The sequence below is a fragment of the Candidatus Nitrospira nitrificans genome, from assembly GCF_001458775.1.
Classification (GTDB): Bacteria; Nitrospirota; Nitrospiria; order Nitrospirales; family Nitrospiraceae; genus Nitrospira_D; species Nitrospira_D nitrificans.
This window is the reverse complement of sequence record NZ_CZPZ01000003.1, coordinates 69509-86462: the sequence shown is the minus strand read 5'-3', so window position 1 is coordinate 86462 and position 16954 is coordinate 69509. Positions and strand designations below refer to the sequence as shown.

Annotated in this window: 12 protein-coding genes and 1 CRISPR repeat array; of the genes, 9 read left to right on the top strand and 3 right to left on the bottom strand. The window is 56.9% G+C overall.

Features of this window, described 5'->3' with window-relative positions; translation table 11 throughout:
- Positions 1-2: 2 nt before the first annotated feature.
- Together csb2 and COMA2_RS03310 are read left to right on the top strand one after the other, a co-directional pair.
- Positions 3-1586 (top strand): type I-G CRISPR-associated protein Csb2, encoded by a 1584-nt coding sequence (gene csb2, locus COMA2_RS03315; protein WP_090894625.1) that lies wholly within the window; start codon positions 3-5, stop codon positions 1584-1586.
- Positions 1587-1646: 60 nt separating this feature from the next.
- On the top strand, positions 1647-1847 hold the full coding sequence (locus tag COMA2_RS03310; RefSeq protein WP_090894624.1) for a prevent-host-death family protein: 201 nt from the start codon (positions 1647-1649) through the stop codon (positions 1845-1847).
- A 282-nt stretch (positions 1848-2129) separates the two neighbouring features.
- Here the strand turns inward: COMA2_RS03310 and COMA2_RS03305 are convergent, their stop codons facing one another.
- Positions 2130-2333, bottom strand: a complete 204-nt coding sequence (locus tag COMA2_RS03305; protein WP_090894622.1) for a type II toxin-antitoxin system HicB family antitoxin — start codon at positions 2331-2333, stop codon at positions 2130-2132.
- 116 nt (positions 2334-2449) lie between these two features.
- Between COMA2_RS03305 and cas4g/cas1g the strand changes: the two genes are divergently transcribed.
- On the top strand, positions 2450-4150 hold the full coding sequence (cas4g/cas1g, locus tag COMA2_RS03300) for a CRISPR-associated endonuclease Cas4g/Cas1g (protein WP_217490602.1): 1701 nt from the start codon (positions 2450-2452) through the stop codon (positions 4148-4150).
- 3 nt (positions 4151-4153) lie between these two features.
- Positions 4154-4444 (top strand): CRISPR-associated endonuclease Cas2, encoded by a 291-nt coding sequence (gene cas2 / locus COMA2_RS03295; RefSeq protein ID WP_090894621.1) that lies wholly within the window; start codon positions 4154-4156, stop codon positions 4442-4444.
- A 211-nt stretch (positions 4445-4655) separates the two neighbouring features.
- Positions 4656-7606: direct repeats of the CRISPR family, unit length 36 nt; unit sequence AATTCCACGGCTCAATTGCCGTGGCCCCATTGAAGC.
- 390 nt (positions 7607-7996) lie between these two features.
- Here cas2 and COMA2_RS03290 read toward each other — a convergent pair.
- On the bottom strand, positions 7997-8569 hold the full coding sequence (locus COMA2_RS03290) for a Uma2 family endonuclease (RefSeq protein ID WP_090894619.1): 573 nt from the start codon (positions 8567-8569) through the stop codon (positions 7997-7999).
- A gap of 123 nt (positions 8570-8692) precedes the next feature.
- Between COMA2_RS03290 and COMA2_RS03285 the strand changes: the two genes are divergently transcribed.
- Positions 8693-9178: a hypothetical protein gene (locus tag COMA2_RS03285; protein ID WP_090894618.1), complete on the top strand. Its 486-nt coding sequence runs from the start codon at positions 8693-8695 to the stop codon at positions 9176-9178.
- A gap of 123 nt (positions 9179-9301) precedes the next feature.
- On the opposite strand, the gene clpB is transcribed toward COMA2_RS03285, so the two are convergent.
- Positions 9302-11908: an ATP-dependent chaperone ClpB gene (gene clpB, locus COMA2_RS03280; protein ID WP_090894617.1), complete on the bottom strand. Its 2607-nt coding sequence runs from the start codon at positions 11906-11908 to the stop codon at positions 9302-9304.
- A gap of 267 nt (positions 11909-12175) precedes the next feature.
- Here clpB and COMA2_RS03275 point away from each other — a divergent pair, with 267 nt between their 5' ends.
- The 4 genes from COMA2_RS03275 to COMA2_RS03260 all read left to right on the top strand — a co-directional run bounded on the left by COMA2_RS03275 (position 12176) and on the right by COMA2_RS03260 (position 16886).
- Positions 12176-13006: a hypothetical protein gene (locus COMA2_RS03275; RefSeq protein WP_090894615.1), complete on the top strand. Its 831-nt coding sequence runs from the start codon at positions 12176-12178 to the stop codon at positions 13004-13006.
- A gap of 215 nt (positions 13007-13221) precedes the next feature.
- Complete coding sequence (locus COMA2_RS03270; RefSeq protein WP_175304368.1) at positions 13222-14667, top strand: sensor histidine kinase; 1446 nt, start codon at positions 13222-13224, stop codon at positions 14665-14667.
- Positions 14668-14831: 164 nt separating this feature from the next.
- Positions 14832-15443 (top strand): hypothetical protein, encoded by a 612-nt coding sequence (locus tag COMA2_RS03265; RefSeq protein WP_090894612.1) that lies wholly within the window; start codon positions 14832-14834, stop codon positions 15441-15443.
- 21 nt (positions 15444-15464) lie between these two features.
- Entirely contained in the window at positions 15465-16886 is a 1422-nt protein-coding gene (locus tag COMA2_RS03260) for a sigma-54-dependent transcriptional regulator (RefSeq protein ID WP_245630856.1), read from the top strand.
- Positions 16887-16954: the final 68 nt, after the last annotated feature.

Sequence of the window (16954 nt, the reverse complement as noted above, 5' to 3'; positions counted from 1 at the left end):
CCATGCTCTCCATTGCCTTCACTTTTCCAGCCGGGCGTTATCATGCCACTCCCTGGGGGCGGCACGTCAACGAAGCGGACGTGGCCTGGCCGCCAGACCTGTGGCGTATCACGCGCGCATTCATCGCGGTATGGCATCGCAAGCTCGATCCCGTACGTTTTCCACGCGAGCGCCTGCATGAACTGTTGGCGCAACTTGCGGGAGCAGAACCGCCATCGTATCGCTTGCCTGAGTGTGCGATTCACGCCCACTCTCGACACTATATGCCTGGCAAGGATAAACGCACGTTGGTGTTCGATGCCTTCGTGCGAGTCGCGGATGATAATCCTGTTGTCGTTGTTTGGCCGGCACTCGTGCTCGACACGGCACAAACTGAAATGCTCGACGCCCTGCTTGAGAATCTGGGCTTTCTGGGTCGCGCCGAGTCCTGGGTGGACGCTCGCCGCACGGACGCGCCGGTGGACTGCAATTGCCTGCCGGCTGCTGAAGCCGTGGATTTGGAGAGAGGAGAAGTAACACATGAGATCGTACGTCTGATGGTACCAAGCAGGCCAGAGAATTATCGTGCGTTCCGTTCAGCTAAGCTCGAAACCGCCGGTATCGAACTCGATCCTGAGGTACGTTCGTCCAAAATTAAACCAGTGGAGAAAAAGCTGCTGACAACCCTTCCCGGTGACTGGCTGAATGCCATTAGTGTGGAAACTGGCGCACTCCAAGCTGCTGGCTGGAGCGCGCCGCCTTGTGCGCGGGTCGTAAGCTATTGCCGCCCACTTTACGCACTCAAGACTATTGCGCCGAAGGTCCTCCGTAAGTCGGCGACCATCAAGCCGAAAGCAGGCATCACTACAGCACGCTTCATGCTCTACGGCAAACCGCTTCATCGTATCGAAGACGCGGTCCGCGTTGGCGAAATGTTACGTCTGGCTGCGATGGGCTGCGCCAGGCAACTTCTAGGTGAAAACGCCATTCCGTGCGAGCTATCCGGCCATGAGCTGGATTCACCCAACCACCACGCACATGCCTTCTGGCTTTCTGATCCAAACGAGCGCGGTGAGATTGAGCATCTTCTCGTACATGCTCCAGGCGGATTTAGTTCCGAAGCCATACGTGTACTCACCGCCCTTCAGCAAATTCGACAAGGAGAAAACGAGCCGCTAAGGCTGATGTTGGAGGGTTTTGGCACTGCATCGCTGTTCGACAAGGTTACATCTTTGACCGGTAAAAGCGCGATATGGCGAAGTGTAACGCCCTATCTTCACCCATGGCATCTTAAGAAACCCGAGTTGCGCACACCGAAGGCGACCGCCGCGGCCATCCTTGGGCAGCTGCATCGAGAGTGGTGTCAACGTGGCACAGATTTACCCAAGATCGTTGAGATGAGTGAGCTGGCTTCGATCCGACACGGTGGTCGCGTCATGCGCTCATTGCACTTCCATCGCTTTCGCCGCAAGCATGGTCTCGCGCAACCCGATACACGCGGACGATTGCTCGAGTTGCGATTTGAACAACCTGTGACTGGGCCTATCGCTCTCGGATACGCCTGTCACTTCGGCCTCGGCCAGTTTATGCCGGTGGTAGAGAAATAGGATGCAATACACAATTGGATTCGAACCCAGAGCGATCAAGACTCTCAAGGTATTAAGACCATGATGACCTTACATCCAGAGATTTTGGTGAAAGACGGGAAAAAGCAATTCGCGGTGTTGCCGTATCAAGAGTTCGTGTCCCTCAAGGAACGGCTTGAAGACATGGAAGACTTGCTGGAACTGCGCAAAGCGAAAAAGGCAGAAGGCCGGAAACGTACGGTGCCGCCGGCGCGGGTGAAGCGGCAGTTGCGAATGGGGTAACGATACTTCGGCCTCGGCCGGGCGGTGAACCACCTGAATGGCGCGACGGGTTTACGCCGGAAAAGTAGAACGTCAGAGCAGCTCTTTGAACCGGTCCGCAGAAATGTCGGCGGCGTCGAGAATCTGTTTTAGCGTGCCAGGTTTGATCACATGATGACGCGGAATAATCACGATATGCTTCTCGTCGGTCATCTAAATATGTTTGCCTTCGCGAAGGACATAAAAGCCGGCTCGTTTTGAGGGCTCTCACGACGCGATCATGAGAGACCTGCGGCAGTTTGGTCATACGGCAACTTCGATGGTCCTCAGCTTCTTTAACCGCTTGAGATCCTCGATGCTGGCGAGATATGTCCGGATGGCGTCTTTGATGTTATCCAACGCTTCTTCTTCCGTTTCGCCTTGTGAGACACATCCCTTCAAAGTCGGACAGGAGACGACATACCCTCCGGCCTCGGGGTCGGGTTCGATGATGATGGGATATTCCATAGGGACCTCTCAATTGTGGCAGTGGCCGTCAGTATATAACACAAGGCGTCACTCATTCAGCCGTTGACCGTTCTTTGACAACTGAATATTTCCACACCTCCGGCCGATAAGGAGGTATGGAACAGGAATCACAGGGACCATCCACGGGGGGCGATGTTCCATTGCTCCCCGCGCGGATGGTGAACGAGTTTGCCTACTGCCCGCGCCTGGCCTATTTCGAGTGGGTGGACGGGGAGTTTGCCGATAACGCGGAGACGGTGGAGGGGCGCTTCCAGCACCGGCGTGTGGACCAGAGTCCGACGAAAAAACCTCGACAGTCTGACGAAGAGGAGCCGGAGAAAGCCACGATCCATCAGCGATCCGTCTGGCTCTCGTCGGAACAGCTGGGCGTGACCGCGAAGATCGATCTGGTGGAGGGTGAGGGAAGCGCGGTCGTTCCTGTCGACTACAAGCGCGGCAAGCGTCCGCATACGGCGCAAGGGGCGTGGGAGCCCGAACGCGTCCAGCTTTGTGTGCAAGGCCTGTTGTTGCGGGAACAGGGATGGGCTTGTACGCACGGTGTGCTGTATTTCGCCGGCTCCCGCGAACGTGTCGAGGTGCCGTTCGACGACGAGTTGATGACACGAACGCGCGAACTGTTGGCCGGCATGCGGGCCATGACGACGGCGACCGTGGCTCCCCCGCCATTGGTGGACAGTCCCAAATGCCCGCGCTGTTCGCTGGTGGGTCTCTGCCTACCGGATGAAATAGGCTGGTTGCGGGCTTCGCGTGAAGGCGAGGAGCCTGCGCTCCGCAAGCTGGTTCCGTCCAACGACGATGCGCTCCCGCTGCATGTACAGACACCCGGCGTGAAACTGGCGAAGGACGGCGACTGTCTCAAGATCAAAGACCACGATGAGGTAATCGGGGAAGCCCGCTTGGTGGAAACGTCGCAAGTGGTCCTCTATGGCGCTGTTCAGGTGAGCACGCAGGTCGTGCAGGAACTGTGCAAGCGGGGTATTCCGCTGGTGTACTGCTCCAGCGGCGGCTGGTTCTACGGGATGACGAGCGGCCTGCTGCATAAGCATGTGGAGCTGCGGCGCCGTCAATATGCGGTGGCGGCTGATACGGAGCGATGCGTGGTATTGGCCCGTCGATGTGTGCAAGCCAAGATTGCGAATTGCCGCACGTTGCTCAGGCGGAATCATCGCGCCGCGCCGGAGACCGTGATTCAGAATTTGAAGCGGGATCAGGTGCAAGCCGGGGTGGCGGATTCTTTGGCGTCCTTGCTGGGGATCGAGGGCACGGCGGCTCGCCGCTATTTCTCGGAGTTTGCCGGCATGTTGAAGGAAGCCGAGCCGGGCGCCCGCTTCGACTTCGACGGGCGCAATCGCCGACCGCCGCGCGACCCGGTCAATGCGATGTTGTCGCTGCTCTATTCGATGCTCGCGCGGGAGTGGACGGTGGTCTTGCAAAGCGTGGGGCTTGATCCCTTCCTTGGTTTCTATCATCAACCTCGCTACGGTCGCCCGGCGTTAGCGCTGGATATGATGGAAGAGTTCCGGCCGCTCATTGCCGATTCGGCAGTCTTGACGGCCATCAACAACGGCGAGATCCGGCAGAGCGATTGGTTTGAACGCATGGGATCGGTCACGCTCACGCCGGAAGGCCGTCGCCGACTGATCGAAACGTACGAGCGGCGCATGAGCCAAGAGATCACCCATCCAGTGTTCGGCTATCAGATCAGCTACCGTCGGGTGCTGGAAGTGCAGGCGCGATTGCTGGGCCGGTATCTCCTGGGAGAGATTCCCGAATTGCCGCCCTTTACCACACGGTAATCCATGCGCCATCATTATCTGGTCACCTATGACATTGCCGATCCCAAGCGCCTGCGGCGCGTGTTCAAGACCATGAAGGGGTTTGGGGCTCATGTGCAATTCTCCGTCTTTCAATGCGACTTGCCGGATATCGACCTCGTGCGAATGAAGGCGGCCTTGACGGACATTATCGATCTGCGGGAAGATCAGGTCCTCATCATCGATCTCGGATCAGCGGACAGCAACCCGATCAAGCGCATTGAGTCGATGGGGATCAAAGCCGAATTGGAAGCACGCCGCGCTCGTGTCGTCTAAGTTCCGCCGATGGCCACGCGAGCGCTCCTATAATGGATTGGGACCGATCAGCACTCGCCGCATGCAACGAGAACGAACAGCTACTCATGAACAAGAACCGATCACAAAAGGAGGGAAAAGATAACGATGCACCAATCCGTCGTCACATTGAGGCGAAGTACTCGCAATGTGCCGCAGAACTCCTTGTCTGATGACAGCTTTGCAGAAAGCTAATTCCACGGCTCAATTGCCGTGGCCCCATTGAAGCAAAGACTACCTACTATCCAAAGTGCTATCGTCGCTTCGTCAATTCCACGGCTCAATTGCCGTGGCCCCATTGAAGCGACCTTGCGGACGATGGCGATGTTGGACGACAGATCAATTCCACGGCTCAATTGCCGTGGCCCCATTGAAGCAGCACCTTGTCAAAGCGACGGAACGGGCGAAGGCCGAAATTCCACGGCTCAATTGCCGTGGCCCCATTGAAGCAAACAGCGTGGCATCAGTCTCAAGATATCAGTGGGCCTAATTCCACGGCTCAATTGCCGTGGCCCCATTGAAGCAAGCAAGACCGGGAAATGAACGCCTCGAAATATGAGAATTCCACGGCTCAATTGCCGTGGCCCCATTGAAGCGAGCGGACCAAGCTGGTGTATGAGCTGGGCAAAGAAAATTCCACGGCTCAATTGCCGTGGCCCCATTGAAGCTCGCAGGATGTTATTGAACTCTTGCGTCCGCAATCGGAATTCCACGGCTCAATTGCCGTGGCCCCATTGAAGCCCGAACCTGGGACGGCTCGACCACAAACCCATGCTGCAATTCCACGGCTCAATTGCCGTGGCCCCATTGAAGCAGTTAACCCGCGCTCCAGGTAGTCACGCATCCAGACAATTCCACGGCTCAATTGCCGTGGCCCCATTGAAGCAGAATCTTAGCCAAGTTTTTTGGGCCTAATACCCAATAATTCCACGGCTCAATTGCCGTGGCCCCATTGAAGCAGATCAGCGGGCGTCATACTTGTTTAGGCTCCCTCGGAATTCCACGGCTCAATTGCCGTGGCCCCATTGAAGCCACACAGGGCCAACTGGCTCACCACGTTCGCCGCTGAATTCCACGGCTCAATTGCCGTGGCCCCATTGAAGCCCAATGCCCCTGCATCACATGGATCACGATCTCAGAATTCCACGGCTCAATTGCCGTGGCCCCATTGAAGCAAGCACATCGGGTCGATCGGTCTAGCCAAGCTGACCTAATTCCACGGCTCAATTGCCGTGGCCCCATTGAAGCTTCCTGAATATCCCTGCATCACATGGATCACGATCTAGAATTCCACGGCTCAATTGCCGTGGCCCCATTGAAGCCATCGGATTCAAGCCAGCGGGTTGCATCACTGGTGCAATTCCACGGCTCAATTGCCGTGGCCCCATTGAAGCAACCATTTTGACAACTAGCGCAAATTTCGGAGAAACGAATTCCACGGCTCAATTGCCGTGGCCCCATTGAAGCAGATCAGCGGGCGTCATACTTGTTTAGGCTCCCTCGGAATTCCACGGCTCAATTGCCGTGGCCCCATTGAAGCCACACAGGGCCAACTGGCTCACCACGTTCGCCGCTGAATTCCACGGCTCAATTGCCGTGGCCCCATTGAAGCCCAATGCCCCTGCATCACATGGATCACGATCTCAGAATTCCACGGCTCAATTGCCGTGGCCCCATTGAAGCAAGCACATCGGGTCGATCGGTCTAGCCAAGCTGACCTAATTCCACGGCTCAATTGCCGTGGCCCCATTGAAGCTTCCTGAATATCACCGAAGCAACCGCAGGGCCTATAATTCCACGGCTCAATTGCCGTGGCCCCATTGAAGCCATCGGATTCAAGCCAGCGGGTTGCATCACTGGTGCAATTCCACGGCTCAATTGCCGTGGCCCCATTGAAGCAACCATTTTGACAACTAGCGCAAATTTCGGAGAAACGAATTCCACGGCTCAATTGCCGTGGCCCCATTGAAGCGGGTACATGCTCTCAGGCACCTGGTCAAGCACCATATCTGAATTCCACGGCTCAATTGCCGTGGCCCCATTGAAGCCCGCGTGTCGTCTCAGTCGGAACCTCTCCCACCTTGCTAATTCCACGGCTCAATTGCCGTGGCCCCATTGAAGCTTATACTGTGATTGTCGCTTCTCTTCAGGCTATGGAAATTCCACGGCTCAATTGCCGTGGCCCCATTGAAGCCCCGATACAGGATCGAGCGATTGAAGATCGACCGTCATAGAATTCCACGGCTCAATTGCCGTGGCCCCATTGAAGCCACCACAATGCCAACACGGGATTTCAGTGCTATTCTGAATTCCACGGCTCAATTGCCGTGGCCCCATTGAAGCGGCGTACTCCAAATCCAGGCGGACCTCGATTTCCTTGAATTCCACGGCTCAATTGCCGTGGCCCCATTGAAGCAACGCCTCGCGCACGATATAGTGCCCCGTCGCCTCCTAATTCCACGGCTCAATTGCCGTGGCCCCATTGAAGCGCTTCCCGCTTGTCGCCGGTCTTAAGGCTGACCCAATAATTCCACGGCTCAATTGCCGTGGCCCCATTGAAGCGACGCTAGCGAGGGCCGATTTCTCAACACCGTTCGGAATTCCACGGCTCAATTGCCGTGGCCCCATTGAAGCTGCACGGTGGTATAGGAGTGCGTGTGCGCGGGAAGCGAATTCCACGGCTCAATTGCCGTGGCCCCATTGAAGCGAGGCTGCCTGTGCGTTTTGTTCGTCGTCGTCTGGATAATTCCACGGCTCAATTGCCGTGGCCCCATTGAAGCCCGTATTTCTGGGCGCCACGTGACGGTGCCGAGCGGCGAATTCCACGGCTCAATTGCCGTGGCCCCATTGAAGCGTCCTTGCCGAAGTGGTCCCCGATTGCGATAACTGAATTCCACGGCTCAATTGCCGTGGCCCCATTGAAGCAGATTCGGGAAAGCCCTTCGAGCGGAGGCGGCGGTTAATTCCACGGCTCAATTGCCGTGGCCCCATTGAAGCGCGATCAAACAAGCCAAGGTCAAGCCTATGGCGGTCGTAATTCCACGGCTCAACTGCCGTGGCCCCATTGAAGCGGCGTCATCGAGCAAGAGTCCGCCGAGAAGATGCTCAAATTCCACGGCTCAACTGCCGTGGCCCCATTGAAGCACCTATACCAATGGTCGGACCTGCTGTCGATCGTTGCAATTCCACGGCGGCCCGGTGTCGGAACGGCTTCGACACAGCCCGCCTACGAGGAGCTAATTCGACGCGGGTATACTCCCGATCTAGCGGCCATTCTGTACACTCCTGAAGAATTCCAGAACACCAAGCCGATTTTCTTGGATCTGGTAGAAGAGGCGATCTTGAAGGCTGGAACCGTCGAGATCTTTGTGGCGGAGTTGGTCCGGCGGTATCTCTGCTCATAACGAGGGGGATGCTTCCGGTCTGAACATGGATGTTCGGTTGCATGCCCCAGCACCTTAGTCCTTGCCGCTTCGATCTCGCACAACAAATAAGAATCACAATCTGCTAACGTGATCCGGCAAAACAGTGTGGTTAAGGGAGCAAGTCCACGACGGCTACGGTCGTTTCACGCGTGGCGAGAGGAGCGATACTATCGGCAGGAGCGAGTTTCTGGGATGAACGATACAAGCCGGCTTGGCCCGGAGAGGCCACCGGGTCTCGGTACACTTCCAGACAGCGTTCAGCGAGGTTGACGATCCAGTACTCTCGGATGCCGGCGCGGGCGTAGACAGCGCGCTTACGGTCTCGGTCCAATGAAAGTGTGGTATCGGAGACTTCGACGACAAGCAAAGCCGATCGAGGGTGTTCGTCGCGGTAGTCATCAGGCACCCCCGGGACGACCACCAGGTCCGGTTCCGGTTCTGAATCAGGATCGACAATGAACGGCATTTGCACACGAACCCACACGTTCGTTCCGAAGAGACGTTCGAGAGCTCGTTGTGTTTTCCCGATAGCCGCTGAATGGGGACTGTTTTGAGGAGTCATTGTGACGATATCACCATCAATTAATTGGACGCGGTCGTCGGGACTAAAAATTCCTGCTTCGGCCATACGGTCGTATTCCCGACGGGTCCAGCGCTTTATGTGTACGGCGGGGGCGGCCATGATTACCTCGTATCGGCTTGGAGTCTAACAAACCACCCCTCTGATCACAAGCGATCGACCTATCTGCAAGGGAGTGGCTAGGACAAGGATTGAAAAAGAGCGGCTGTTGGCGATACAAGTGACGTGGAAGACGTGAATGAGCTGTGTGTCACGCCAGGTGAATCCCATCTCGATCGAGGAACAATGGATATTGAAATCGGCTCCAATCTCTACCGCAATTCAAACGGCACCATCGAAGTCGAGGGCGTGCCGCAAATTCACATCGCCCGGCATCCCTCCACCGGGATGCTGTTGGTGAATTTCGCACTGTTCGACTCGAACGGCCGCATGCTCGCCAAGGTGGTGGACAGCACCATGATGTTCAACGAACGGCGCGCCTATGAATTGACGAAGACGGACAAACGCGTGTCGATGAAGGAAGCCGAGTCCGGCAAGATTCTTCTCCAGTTCGACGTGAAGGCTTCCGATGTGGTGTCCTGTTCGCGCGGGGAGTTTCACACGATGAAAGGCCACCTCTTCCACGTGTCGCCGACGGAGTGGAAGCTTGATAAGCAGCAGAAGAGCGGACTGACGCAGGACGCCAAAGGGGGCGCTGTGTCCATCGGCTAGCCTGAGGATGCTGCAAAAGCCCTCCCGCGTCGTTCCCGCCTTGCCGAAGCGGCTTCGCGAGGCAGGTCGTATCGCTCAAAAGGCCTCAACGTGCTAACCTCGTACACAGCGCACGTTCATTTCTTACGGATTGACTCGTGATGCCACGGTCGGCGCCACGACAAGCCCTCCGTTTTCGACATCGACCGACGCCGTATCCCCGTCCCGTAGTTCGCCTTTGACCAGCAGCTTCGCGATCGGCGTTTCTAATTCCTGCTGAATGAGGCGCTTGAGCGGCCGGGCTCCGTAGACCGGATCATAGCCGCGCTCGCCCAGGTGCCTGAGCGCGGATGGGCTGATTGTCAGGGTGATCCGCCGCTCGGCCAATCGCTCGCGGAGGCGTTCCAGCTGAATTTCCACGATTCGGATCAAGTGTTCGGTGCCGAGCGGATGGAAGACCACGAGTTCATCCACCCGGTTCAAGAACTCCGGGCGAAACTGTTGCCGCAGCTCATCCATCACGACCGTTCGCATGTGCTCATAGGATGCGCCTCGTTGCTGCGCCTCGAGAATCTGCGGGCTGCCGATGTTGGAGGTCATGATCAACACGGTGTTCTTGAAATCGACCGTGCGGCCTTGTGAATCGGTCAGTCGTCCATCGTCCAGCACTTGCAGCAAGATGTTGAAGACATCGTGATGGGCCTTCTCGATTTCATCGAACAGGATCACCGAGAATGGACGTCGCCGAACGGCTTCGGTGAGTTGACCGCCTTCTTCGTACCCGATATAGCCGGGAGGCGCGCCGATGAGGCGGGCGACTGTGTGCTTTTCCATGTACTCGGACATGTCGATCCTGACCAGATTGCCTTCGTCGTCGAACAGAATCGTGGCCAGCGCGCGGGCCAATTCGGTTTTCCCGACACCGGTGGGTCCGAGGAATAGAAAGGAGCCGATCGGTCGATTCGGGTCTTTGATACCCGATCGCGCCCGGAGGACGGCGTCCGCGACGGCGCGAACCCCTTCCTCTTGTCCCACGACGCGCTGATGGAGCAATTCCTCGAGCTTCAACAGTTTGTCGGTTTCCCCTTCAAGTAAGCGAGAGACCGGAACGCCGGTCCAACGGCTGACCACGGCGGCAATCTCGTCTTCATCGACCTCTTCCTTCAGCAGCCTCGTTTGGTCCTGCTTCTTTCCCAAGTGCTGTTGTTCCAGGACCAGTTCTCGTTCCAGCCGAGGCAGTTCTCCATACCGAAGTTCCGCCACGCGATTGAGGTCGTAGGCCCGCTCAGCCTGTTCGATCTTGAGCTTGATGTCCTCGATCGCCTCACGTGTTTTACGGAGCCGGGAGACGGAGGCCTTTTCAGACTCCCATCTGGTCTTCAGGGCCTGGGAGTCGCGTTGCTTTTCGCTCAGCTCCGTTTCGAGGGCGGTCAATCGGGCGGCGCTCGCCGGATCTTTTTCTTTTCTCAACGCTTCCCGCTCGATCTCCAGCTGGAGCACCTTGCGCGAGACTTCGTCCAGTTCGGCCGGAAGGCTGTCGATCTCGGTCCTGAGCCGCGCGGCCGCTTCATCGACCAGGTCGATGGCTTTATCCGGTAGAAAGCGGTCCGAAATGTATCGATGCGACAATTTCGCCGCCGCCACGAGCGCGCCGTCCTTGATCCGCACGCCATGGTGGACCTCGTATCGCTCTTTGAGGCCGCGCAGAATGGAAATGGTGTTCTCCACGGACGGCTGGTCGACCAGGACCGTCTGAAAACGACGTTCCAACGCGGCATCTTTTTCGATGTGTTTGCGGTACTCGTCGAGCGTGGTGGCGCCGATCAGGTGCAACTCACCCCGCGCCAGCATCGGCTTCAGCAGATTGGCCGCATCCATCGCTCCTTCGGCCGCTCCGGCCCCGACGACCGTATGCAATTCGTCGATGAACAGGAGAATTTGACCTTGGGAGGATTGAATCTCCTTGAGCACGGCCTTGAGCCGTTCTTCGAATTCTCCGCGAAACTTCGCCCCGGCGACGAGCGATCCCATGTCCAACGCGAAGAGCTTCTTGTGTTTGAGACTTTCGGGGACATCCCCCTTGACGATACGAAGCGCCAGCCCTTCCACGATCGCGGTTTTCCCGACTCCCGGTTCTCCGATGAGCACGGGGTTGTTCTTCGTGCGGCGGGAGAGAATTTGAATCACTCGCCGGATTTCATCGTCTCGCCCGATGACGGGATCAAGCTTGCCTTGTCCGGCCAATTGAGTCAGGTCACGCCCGTATTTCACCAGCGACTGGTAGGTGCTTTCCGGATCCTGACTGGTGACACGCTGATTGCCGCGCACCTGCTGCAATCCGGACAAGAGGCGGTCTCGAGTGAGTCCCAGTTTCTTGAGCACCCCGTCTTCCTGGACCATGGCCAAGAGCACATGCTCGACGCTGAGAAAGTCATCCTTGAGCGATTTCTGTTCGTCCACCGCATGGGTCAGGACCTGATTGAGGCGGGCGGCCACATGCATTTGACCGGGCGAGGCGCCGGCGCCTTGTACCTGCGGCAGTTTGGCTAAGGCTTGTTCGACCGCTTGCCGAACGGCGGACAGGGCGAGACCGGCGCTTTCGAGCAGCGCCGGCGCCGTTCCGCCTTCCTGATCGAGCAGCGCCAACAGCACATGTTCTATGTCGATACCCTGATGGCTCCGACGTTGCGCATGCCCCGAGGCGGACTGTAAGGCCTCCTGCAGCTTGATGGTCATCCGATTCATGTCCATGGCCGTTCACCTATTAAAAGTGTACTCAGGCACCCTCGCTGACTCATGTGATAATCATGAGGCCTGGTAAGTCAACCTGTCCGGTTCACGTTTCACGAGATACGCTCGCCTCGCACGCCTCACAGACTCGTCGATGCGGGCTGAGAGGGCGAAGCGGGCTTCACGCACTTCCAACGCCGCCGCCGGACTTTTTCAGCATCCTTCAGCATCCTATTGAGCGACTAGTTCTTGACCTCTTGGACAATCCCGATTAGGGTACGCACCGGAATGGTCAGTCTCGTATCAGCTACGCTTCAACTGTATCGACAGGTCTTGTACTCGACGGGACGGTCGCTCACCCGAAGTTGGGTGACGATGGTCGCGCTCATCGTGTTTGCCGTGCTGTTTGTGGGGGTATCGAGGATCGCCGCTCCATTGGGCATGGCCGGCGGGTTCGTCCTGGGCATTGTGAACGCCTTGTTGGTGGGAGCGACGCTCCGGTTGATTGAACAGTCTCTCGGCGCGGCGCGGACGATTCAGTTCACGGATGTGACCGACAGTTTTGGGCATTATTTTTGGGATGTGATCGGCGTCGGGTTTATCTTATGGATTCCGACGATGCTGCTCGATATGGGCATGCAAGCCAATCCGTACGGCCACTTTCTTTCGTCCGCGTTTCTGCTCCTGGTGTTTATCCTGCTGAACCCGGCTCCGGAGGTGATCTATCAAGTCCGACACGATTCATCCCTTGAGGTCTTGAAGACGTCCTATCAATTCATCCTGGAGCATTGGGTCGAGTGGTTTCTCCCGTTCGCGATCCTTATTTTGCCTGTGGTGCTTTCTCCCAGCGGCCTGCTGGAATTTTTTTCGTTGTCCGATCGTGTCGGTCGAGGAGCCGGTCTCGACTTCTTCCAGATTCTGTTGCTCCCGTTCACCGCGATCGGGGGGTGGTTGTCCTATGTCGGATTTGATTCCGAAGGACAAGTGATTGTGTTGCTCCTGCTCACCCCACCAATGGCCATGGCCATCCTATTGTTCCGCGGCCATCTTTTTGCGTCACTCCATGGGTCTTCCCGGCGGCAACGTCTCTTTTCTCGCCAGTTTGATACGAGGCAGTAGGGCCTGAAGTCACGATCGACTGTCATCGAGAGGGTGTTTCATGGCATTGGTCCCTGTGCCAGCTTGAGCCCCTTCTTGGGTCATTGATGGCGCTTGGCTTGTGATTCTGAACTGAAATAGCGTATGGTTTACCATACACCTAAGTTTTGTTCCTTCACACTGTGGTCAGGGCGCGGTGCGGATTCATGCAGCTTTCTATCTTTTGGCGGTTAGTGATGACCTCCCTCATCATTATTACGGTCATGGGAGGAGTCAATATCTACGCGCTCTTTCAGCTTCGGCAGTTGACGTCGATGAGTACCCAGATGGCGTCCTACCATTATCCGGCCGCTGAATCCGCGAAACGACTGTTGGGGTCGCTCTATGCTCAACTGAACAGCGAAAAGAAATACCTTGCGACGAGAGATCGCACCTTTCTGACGAATCTGAATGAAGAGGTGGATGAGTTTCAGCGCAGTCTTCAGCTGCTGCGGGGGCAGGAAAGCTCGTCCCAGGGGTTGACGCTGCTCCAAAAGACGGATGATTTACTCAGGGAGCGGCTGAAGCTTTTCCAGGATGAATTTCAGATCGTCAAGGGAAAGGCCCGTCAGGCTGCTCCGGACTATGAACACCGGCGCGATGGCATGATGGACCGGATGTCCGCCTCGATTCAGAGCTACATCGATCTGCACGAGGCGCGAGTGAGTGTCGGGGTAACGGAATCTCGAGCCAGCGCGGCCCAAGCAGAGGCTGTCACGGAGCAACTGGTCCTGGTGGCGTTGGTGTTCGGGGTGGGGCTTGCCGGCATCGCCAGCTATACGATTTTGCGTCCCCTTCGGCAGCTGCAAGGGCATATCAAACAGATCGGGCAAGGAAATTTTGGGGCCTCCCTCCAGATCAAGGCTCCCGCGGAGTTGCGGGAGTTAGTCGACACCGTCAATTGGATGGGCAGGAAGTTGCAGGAAATAGACGATATGAAAACGGAGTTTTTGGCGCACGTCTCTCACGAATTGCGCACCCCGATGGCTTCGATTCAAGAAGGCACGCACCTCCTGCTGGATGAGATTCCCGGTCCGCTCGTTCAGGAGCAACGCACCACCCTTCGGATTATGGCCGACAGCAGCCGGCGGCTGATCCATCTGATCTCCACGATTCTGGATCTCTCGAAAATGGAGGCGGGGATGATGGAATACCGTATCGTCCCGGTGGATTTCCAGCGAATCGGGGAAGTCTCCATCAACAAGGTTCGTTTGTTGGCGGATTCCAAGCATGTGCAGCTGGTGCTGGAGAACATCGGGAATCGTTCGTGGGTCAAGGCGGATGCGTCTCGTCTCGAACAGGTGCTCGACAACTTGCTGTCAAACGCTTTGAAATTCAGCCCTGAGGGCGGGGTCGTGAAGGTGCAGGTGAAACCCGATCTCCAAGCCGGAGTGCTTGAGGTGACTGTTTCGGATACGGGACCCGGGATCGCTCCGGAGGATCTCCCACATATTTTTGAACGGTTTTATCAAGGTCGCACGAAAGGGAAGCATACGGCAGGCAGTGGATTGGGCTTGGCCTTGGTGAAGAAAGTCGTTGAGGCTCACGGCGGGAGAATTTGGATCGAAAGTGAGAAAGATAAGGGGGCGACTGTACGGTTTATCCTACGGTTGGCAAAACCGGAAAAGGTAGGGCATGCGTGACTAGAACGGCAGAGTCTCTGACAAGATGCTTCATCCTCATCAGTTCTCTCTTGCTGGCGGGGTGCGCGGCTTGGACGACGCCGGTCCCTGGCTCTCGTCCTTATTTTTCAGCCGAACCAAGAGAAGTCAAATTATTTCAGTCGCTTGCAAGAAAACAAGAGAGTATGGCCATAAAATGTGGTGAATCGAGCTCCTGCGACCATGTGTACTTTACGCGCGGGTTGCTCGGATTGTACGAAAGCCGCGAAGTTGCTGAGAAATATTTCGGGAAGGTTATCGCGGTTGCTCCCAAGAGCCAGCTGGCGGTGTCAAGCAAAGCCTGGCTTGCCTTATTGCAACAACCTGTTCCTGGAAACAGATCATGGCCCGAAGCCGTTTTCAGAGCGCCGGTCCTTGCGGAGACGAATATCGCATTAGCAGCGACCACTGATCGTCTGGCGCGAGACTTGCTTGATCGAGAGGTACTCCTTCAACAACTTCGTGCGTCCAAGGAGGACGAATCCGAGACCGTTGAGGCCTTGCAGCGCGAGCTGGCGGATCGCGATCATAAGATAGAGGCCCTCTTGTCGAAGAAAGATTCGGCGAAGGCGTCGGCCGACCCTGCATCGATTCAAACTCTGCAAAAACAGCTTGCCGAGCGAGACAGAAAGATAGAGGAGCTTTCCACGCAACTCGAGGCATTGAAGCGAATCGATCAGGAGATGCGGGAAAAGGTGCGTCCGATACGTCCACCCTTAACCACCGTTCCGGTTCCCGGTTCCGAGCCGACACCTTAACGAATACCAGAAGGAATTGTGATGATGGAGCAAGAAAACATTCTCGTAGTCGACGACGATGAGGGGCTGTTGCATTTATTGAAGATGCGGTTGTCCGCGATGGGGTTCGCCGTCACGCCCTGTACGACGGGGCAGGATGCCGTCGGCGAGGCGAAGAAAACGATGTTCAACTTGGCCATTACCGATCTGCGCCTTCGCGGCGAGGATGGGTTGGATGTGACCGAAGAACTCCTCAGAAGTCATCCGGGACTTCCGGTCATCATCCTGACGGCCCATGGGAGCATTCCCAATGCCGTGGAGGCGATGCAGCGGGGGGCGTTCGGGTATCTGACGAAGCCGTTCGACGATAAGGAGCTGAAAGCCACGATCGAGAAGGCGCTTGCGCAACAGCGGATGAGCCGGGAAATTCAGCGGCTCAAGTCGCTGGTCAAGGAACTGTACGGGCTCGAAAATGTCGTGGCGCGGAGCCCGGCGATGCAGCGGCTCTTCCAGCAAATCGCCCAGGTGGCCGAGTCGGATGCGACCATTTTGCTGTTCGGTGAAACCGGAACAGGCAAAGAAGTGATGGCTCGCGTCGTCCATACGAACAGCCGGCGCGGAAAAGGTCCCTTCGTGGCGCTCAACTGCGCCGCCATACCCGAAGCGTTGTTCGAGAGCGAGTTGTTCGGACACGTGAAGGGCGCGTTCACGAGCGCCCATGGGGCGAAGCGCGGGTTATTTCAAATGGCCAACGGCGGCACGTTGTTTCTCGACGAGATCGGCGACATGCCGCTGTCCATGCAGGTCAAATTATTGCGCGCCGTACAAGAGCGGGAGATTCGAGAGGTGGGGGCGGAGACCTCGGTCAAAGTGGATGTTCGCATCATTGCGGCGACGAATAGGGACCTCGGCGAGGCGGTGAAAAACGGGACGTTCCGCAACGATCTGTACTATCGCATCTCAGTGGTTCCGCTGTTCATCCCACCGTTGCGGGATCGCCGGGATGACATTCCGTTGTTGGCTCAACATTTTCTCAAGCTCAGCGTGAAGCGGGCCAATAAGGAGGTGAAGGGATTCACGCCGGCGGCGCTTCATCGGTTGATGGTCAATCCCTGGCCGGGCAACGTGCGTGAGTTGGAAAATGTGGTCGAGAAGGCCGTGGTGATGTCGCGGCAAGATATGCTCACGCCGGATTTATTGCCGGCTGTCAGCGTGTCGGCCGAGTCGCCGCTCAAGCCGCTGACGGAGGCCAAAGAGGAATTCGAGCGGACCTATTTGAAGAACGTCCTCCAATTGACGAGTGGAAATATCTCGCGCGCCGCGCAGTTTGCCGGCCGGTACCGAGCCGACTTCTACAAGATGCTGAGAAAGTACGGCCTTCATCCGTCGACGACGAAGGGAAAGGCGGATTCTGAGATTGACGAGCTGGAACCCGAAACAAATTTGACGGAGGTGGAACGATAGACCGGTCCCGTCAATCGGGGTGAAATTCAGATGCGAAACCGATAAGGCCGCGTCACTCGTGACGCGGC